The organism is Rhodothermales bacterium (genome assembly GCA_013002345.1).
Classification (GTDB): domain Bacteria; phylum Bacteroidota; class Rhodothermia; order Rhodothermales; family JABDKH01; genus JABDKH01.
Genome location: JABDKH010000339.1, coordinates 1 through 5,816 on the forward strand (window position 1 = coordinate 1; position 5,816 = coordinate 5,816).

Annotated in this window: 8 protein-coding genes; 7 read left to right on the plus strand and 1 reads right to left on the minus strand. The window is 60.0% G+C overall.

The features are described from left to right. Positions 1-198: T9SS type A sorting domain-containing protein (locus HKN37_16100; protein ID NNE48175.1), on the plus strand; the 198-nt coding region annotated here is incomplete at its 5' end. 17 nt (positions 199-215) lie between these two features. Here HKN37_16100 and HKN37_16105 read toward each other — a convergent pair. Next, a complete protein-coding gene (locus HKN37_16105) occupies positions 216-950 on the minus strand; it encodes a WbqC family protein (GenBank protein NNE48176.1) in 735 nt (244 codons plus the stop codon). Between HKN37_16105 and HKN37_16110 the strand changes: the two genes are divergently transcribed. The 6 genes from HKN37_16110 to HKN37_16135 form a co-directional block, all read left to right on the plus strand. Beyond that, entirely contained in the window at positions 942-1,790 is an 849-nt protein-coding gene (locus HKN37_16110) for a carotenoid biosynthesis protein (protein ID NNE48177.1), read from the plus strand. The two genes, HKN37_16105 and HKN37_16110, sit on opposite strands and share 9 nt — an antisense overlap. Next, on the plus strand, positions 1,787-2,689 hold the full coding sequence (locus HKN37_16115) for a phytoene/squalene synthase family protein (GenBank protein ID NNE48178.1): 903 nt from the start codon (positions 1,787-1,789) through the stop codon (positions 2,687-2,689). The genes HKN37_16110 and HKN37_16115 overlap by 4 nt, the downstream gene beginning before the upstream one ends. After that, entirely contained in the window at positions 2,686-3,369 is a 684-nt protein-coding gene (locus tag HKN37_16120; protein ID NNE48179.1) for an acyltransferase, read from the plus strand. Before HKN37_16115 ends, HKN37_16120 begins: the two co-directional genes overlap by 4 nt. After that, positions 3,363-3,983, plus strand: a complete 621-nt coding sequence (locus HKN37_16125) for a hypothetical protein (GenBank protein NNE48180.1) — start codon at positions 3,363-3,365, stop codon at positions 3,981-3,983. Before HKN37_16120 ends, HKN37_16125 begins: the two co-directional genes overlap by 7 nt. Before the next feature lie 9 nt (positions 3,984-3,992). Continuing rightward, positions 3,993-5,063: a glycosyltransferase gene (locus HKN37_16130; GenBank protein NNE48181.1), complete on the plus strand. Its 1,071-nt coding sequence runs from the start codon at positions 3,993-3,995 to the stop codon at positions 5,061-5,063. A 6-nt stretch (positions 5,064-5,069) separates the two neighbouring features. After that, on the plus strand, positions 5,070-5,816 hold a 747-nt coding region (locus HKN37_16135; protein ID NNE48182.1), incomplete at its 3' end, for a magnesium and cobalt transport protein CorA.

The window sequence follows — 5,816 nt, forward strand, 5'->3', positions numbered from 1 at the left end:
CTTAGAGAGTCCGGCAATGTGAGCCTGGCCGTGTTCGACGTCGCAGGTCGGCACGTCAAGACGCTCGCGTCCGGTGTATTCGAGGCCGGCAGCCACGACGTAACGTTCAGCGCTGACAACCTCCCGAGCGGCACGTACCTCTACCGGCTGCAGACACCCGCAGGTCCGGTAAGCGGAAGCCTGGTGCTGCTCAAGTAGCACACTCGCTCTGTGACTCAAAGGTCCGCATGGTCATCGACTGTGCGGACCTTTCTTGTTTTCCCTCTCGCCGATTCTCTGAGCCGTCCCCCGCCCAGCATCCGCCTCACGTCCGGCCCGACGTTGAACAGCAAGTCCAGAATCGACATCCCCGACTCGAATCGGTCGAAGTTCTGCGGATAGCGCGCCACCTGATAATCCAGTATGAGGGAGGCCTGCAAATCAGCATCCTCGGCGTCGGGCAGGGTGGCAATCGCCGCACCCGGGAAATGACGTGCGACCTCCGCAGGGCTGACCGGCACTTCATCCATCGCGGACGCCACCACAACACGCGTCTCGATCTCCAGAATATCTCTGACAGCTAGCATGCTGGCGACCGTCACTTCCCCGAGCCGCCGCGATCCACCTCCAACGACCCGGGCAATCGTATCTTCGTAGTATTCAAAGAAAGGAGATGACCGATAGTTGTATTCCAGCGATCGCCAATGCCTGGACTTCCACCGCCCGCCCCCATCGGCGACCCGGACTTCCGCAATAGGCCGGCCGTGCTGTCCACCCTCAAGCGGAACCGATAGCCACTGCCATCCGTCGGGAGTCCGAACGCGCGTCCGGTTCTGGAACGACTGCCGGCTGTACTGGAACGTATCCGCAAGAACGAAGACGTCGACCGCCATCATCAGAGCAAACAACTCGGGCCGCGGAAAGTACTCGGGCGGACGTATCGCAATCAGTCCAATTTCAGAATGACTCACGTGCAATCTGCAAATATGAATGCGTCGATACCGGGCACCTCGCGCGCCGTTCGCATCCTGATGTGGGTGTTCACCGGCGCCATCGCGTTCAGTCTCGGCGGCATCATCATCCTCAAGATAGCCCCGGGAGTTCTTCGGTTCTTCGGTCCGTACTTCCCGACCCTGGTCAAAGCGCCCACATGGACGTACATGGCGCTCCTGCCGGTGATCGTCGCACTCATGTACTACCGGCAGCTAGGTCGGCGCCGCACCGTGGTTTTGGTTCTCATCGGTTCGATCGTCGGAGCCGGAGCCGAACTGCTGGGCACGACGACCGGGTTTCCGTTCGGGGGATACTCGTACACGGACTGGCTTGGGCCGAAGATCCTGGGTCATGTCCCGTATTTCATCCCGCTGTCGTGGTACGCGATGGGGCTCGTGTGCTACGAGCTGGCCCGCCGCGTCACGAACAGTACCGCCCTGGCCATCCTACTCGGTGCGACGTTCATGGTGCTTTGGGATGTGTCGCTCGACCCGGCAATGAGCCGCGCATTCCCGTTCTGGACATACGAAGAAATCGGATTCTTCTACGGGATGCCGCTCTCCAACTGGGGTGGCTGGTTCGTCACGTCGGCCGTCATAATAGCCGCTTATTCAAGGGTCATCAGAGGAATCACGATCCGACATCGTGTTGCGCCATTGTTCTTTTTCCTCAATTGCGCATTCCCGTTCATGTTGTCGCTCCTCTACGGTCTATATGGCGCGGCGGCGGCGGGAGCGGTCTCAACTGGACTCGCATTGCTGATCGTTCGCTCGCAGTCGCAGAGTCATGATGACGTCGCAACATCGGGTAGCGAATGAATCAGAGACCTCGCGATAACACCCGGGACAACCGCCTGATATGGGATCGGTTCAGGCACCATTCCCGGACGTTCTCTCTGGCGGCCCACTTCCTTCCTCGGAAGATCCGGATGCCGGTTGCCACGCTCTATATGTTCTGCAGGACCGTGGATGAGATTGCCGATCGGCTCGTTCTGGAGGTCGGCCCGGCTGAGGCGCTACTACGTCTACAGGAGGTGGAGACCGCGCTGGACTCTACCCTTCTTCTGCAGCCACCCGCTGAGATGCTCTGGAAGAGGCTTGCCGCAATTCATAAAGAGTATGGTCTGGCCGAAGCGCCGATGCGCGAGTTGATTTCCGGTGCACGATGGGATCTCGAGGGACGCCCAGTGAACGACGTCAGCGATCTCGTCGAGTACTCGGACCTGGTAGGAGGAAGCATCGGTGCCATGATGCTGCCTCTGCTCGGTGAGGGAAGAACGATCGAGGCCGACAAGCAGGCTCGCGACCTCGGAATCGGGATGCAGATCACGAACATCATCCGCGACGTGGGCGAAGACCTCAAAGGCCTGTCGCGCTCATATATCCCCACCACGCTTGCGGAACAGTACGGTGTAGATCCATCGTCTCCGTCGGCTGCCTCGCATGCCTATCAACAGCTGATGGAACACCTCATGTCCATGGCGGAGGCGTACTTCGAATCGGGTCTTGCGGGCATTGCATCCCTGCCGCCTGCAATGCGCTCAGGAATACGTGCTGCCACGAGATTTTATCGACAGATTCTGAACGAGGTGCGACACAACAGATACGACAACATTTCGATGCGCGCTTATGTGCCCGGACGCCGCAAGTTCTGGTGCCTGATTTCCGATGACTATGACCGACGAAAGGCGCGCCTGCTGGGAGAGATGGCCGAATGATTGCGAGAATCTCGGCGCCATTCGTCAGAGCCTCGATTCGGGGCTCGTTGCGACGCTCCTTCCGGCGCGTGTGCTGGGTCGGTGACATCCCGGACGTGGGGCATGATCTGCCGATCATCGCCTATGCCAATCATCATCATTTCCTTGATGGCCATCTGCTCTGGCTTGTGGCCCGGGATGTCGTCCGCAGGCCGTACATCGTGTGGATGGAGGAGTTTGACCGGTATCCGTTCTTCGCGGCGGCCGGCGCCATGCCCTTCCCGGCCGACGACACCCGTGGCAGGTTTTTGTCCATGAGAAAGACAGCCGCTGCCCTGGCCGAGGTGCCCGGCCCGATGCTTGCATACTTCCCCGGAGGAGTGCTCACCAGGCCGGAGGAGGAATTGCCGGCTGAAGATCCGAGAACATTTCAGCGCCTCGGCAGAATAATGCCACCGGCCGTCTGGTTGCCCCTCGCCATCCACGTTACATGGTGGGGCGAAAGCACTCCCACAGCGCTTTTGTCCGCCGGGTCGCCCCATACGACCGCAACAGGAAACGAAATGCTGAGACTGGGCGAGGCCCTCGAAACACTTCGGTCACCAACCCCCAACGTGACCGAGACCTTGCTGGAAGGCCGGCGAGGTCCGAATGAGAAATGGAATCTGTCGTTCCTGAGACGCTTTTACGACCCATGCTGACAACTCTGGCCCTCGTCCTGACGCTCGTTCCCACCCGGGCGGATTCGGTCGAGCATTACTACGCACACGGAAATGCCACGGCACTCCGCTCCCATTGCCAGACGGCCGCCTCGCAGGCGGAAGACCTGCTGTGCCGCTACAGGCTGTATCCGTTGACGATGGACCGCACCCTGCTGGATGATCTGCCGTCCGAAACGGAGTCGGCATCCGCCCGTGAAAACGCGATTCTTGCGGGCCTCTGGGGCTACAAGGCGGCAACCGGCTCCATCATTAATAAAATTCGCTGCGGAAGACGAGCCGGTCGCCTGATGGAGCGGGCGAAGGAGAGCGGCCCGGATGATCCGTTCGTACTCCTCATCGAAGGCCAGTCCCTGCTGTTCAGGCCGGGATTTTTCGGAGGAGACAGCCGGCGCGCACTAGAGGTGCTTCGAGAACTCCAGCGGGTAACCGCCAGCGACTCGGAAGGCGGTGTGTCCACGGTAGAGGCGGACCTGTGGGTATGGTACGCCCTCACTCGACTCAAGGACCCGGATGCCGATGCCGCCCGCATGGCCATCGAGAGTCGCAACCCGCCACCCATGTACGCCGAGTTCCTGGCCAATCCTCCATCCTGACAACTCCTGATGACGGTCTTCCTGATCGCCGTACATGCACTGCTGTGGACGATCCTTCTCGGTAACGTGGTCTACCTGGCACGTTCGCGTCCCCGACCGGGCCAGGCCGTCGAGCAGCCACTCATCAGCATCCTGATTCCGGCTCGCAACGAAGCGCAGAACCTCACTGCCCTCATACCCTCCATCCTCACCCAGTCGTATTCGAACTTCCAGCTCATCATTTACGATGACGACTCCACGGACAGCACGAGCGACGTGGTCGGGGCCGAGCTGACGGACAGCCGCGTGAGCTATCTGCGCGGCGACGGGCCGCCTCCCGGTTGGGTCGGCAAGGTATCCGCGCTGTATCAGGCATCCCGGCAGGCCTCAGGCGATATCTATCTGTTCATGGACGCCGATACGCAACTGCTTCATCGGGATTCCCTTTCCCGCATCGCCCGCATCTTCCAGAGCGAGTCCGACACGACCGTGCTGACCGGACTCCTCGGTCTGGCCGGCAAGGGCAGGCTCCTTGTAAGTCTGGTGCCATTCACCATCCTCGCGGCGCTCCCGTGGTTCCTCGTTCGAAGACTTCGGTCGCCCCTGCTATCCGCGCTCAATGGGCAACTGTGGATGATCCGCGCCGCGACCTACCATGCCCTTGAGCCACATGCGCAGGTGAAGAACGAGATACTCGAAGATGTGGAGATTGGACGCTATCTCAAGACCTCGGGCGTGTACCCTCGGCTCGTCAATCTCACCGGCGACGTTTCGGTCAGAATGTACGGCAGCTTCGCCGACGCATGGCAGGGTTTCCGCAAGAACGCGTACCTGATCATGGGCGGACGACCGCTTCCTTTCCTCGTGTATCTGCTGGTGTTCGCAGCGAGCACGTGGCTGAGCCCGTTCGTCTCAGTCTATTTCCTGATTTCTGCATGGGCCATTAAAGTTGTCACAGACAGATTGGCCTCGATACCGATTGCGGTATCTTTGGTATCACCCGTTTCATTCATTTTGGCCACGTTTCTTCAACTGGACTCGGCAATCGGCCACTGGGCCGGAACCATCCACTGGAAAGGCAGGAACGTGACCGGGGACTGATCAGCTTTGGCACGCCTCCTGCCCCGTCGAAACAAGAAGACCGGTGCCTCCCCCGGTACCGTGGTCTACAGCGGTCACCGATCCGGACCCGTGACGATCTCCGTCATCGACTACACGGCCGACCGACTCACGGAAGAAGCTGAAGTGTCAATCGACCATGCGCTCCAGCTCGGAGACTCCAAGTCTGTTACGTGGATCAACGTCGACGGCGTCCACGACGAGCAAATCGTCAAACGTATCGGCGAGCATCTCGAGCTCCACGACCTCGTGCAAGAGGATGTCGTGAGTCCGCATCAGCGTCCGAAAGCGGACCCTGACGGTGAACATATTTTCGTGGTGCTCCGCATGCTTCAGGTTGACCACGATGTCGATCGGTTGAAGTCCGAACAACTCAGCATCGTTATCGGGCCGCGATACGTGATAACCTTCCAGGAGGAGTCTGGGGACGTCTTCGATCCGCTCCGGGAGAGACTGCGCGGAAAAGGCGGGCGGATCCGAAGACGAGGATCCGGATACCTGGGTTACGCGATTATCGACGCGGTGGTCGATCACTACTTCACGGTTATCGATGATATCGGTGACGTGGTCGACCAGCTGGAGGAGGAGCTGCTGACAAATCCGGCCGCGGGTACTCAGTCCAGGATATACGATCTCCGCCGATCGCTCATTCAGGTCAGACGCGCCGTGTGGCCGGTGCGCGAACTTCTTCTGTCTCTCGAAAAGATGGATTCCAGCGCTCTGGGACGCGACATT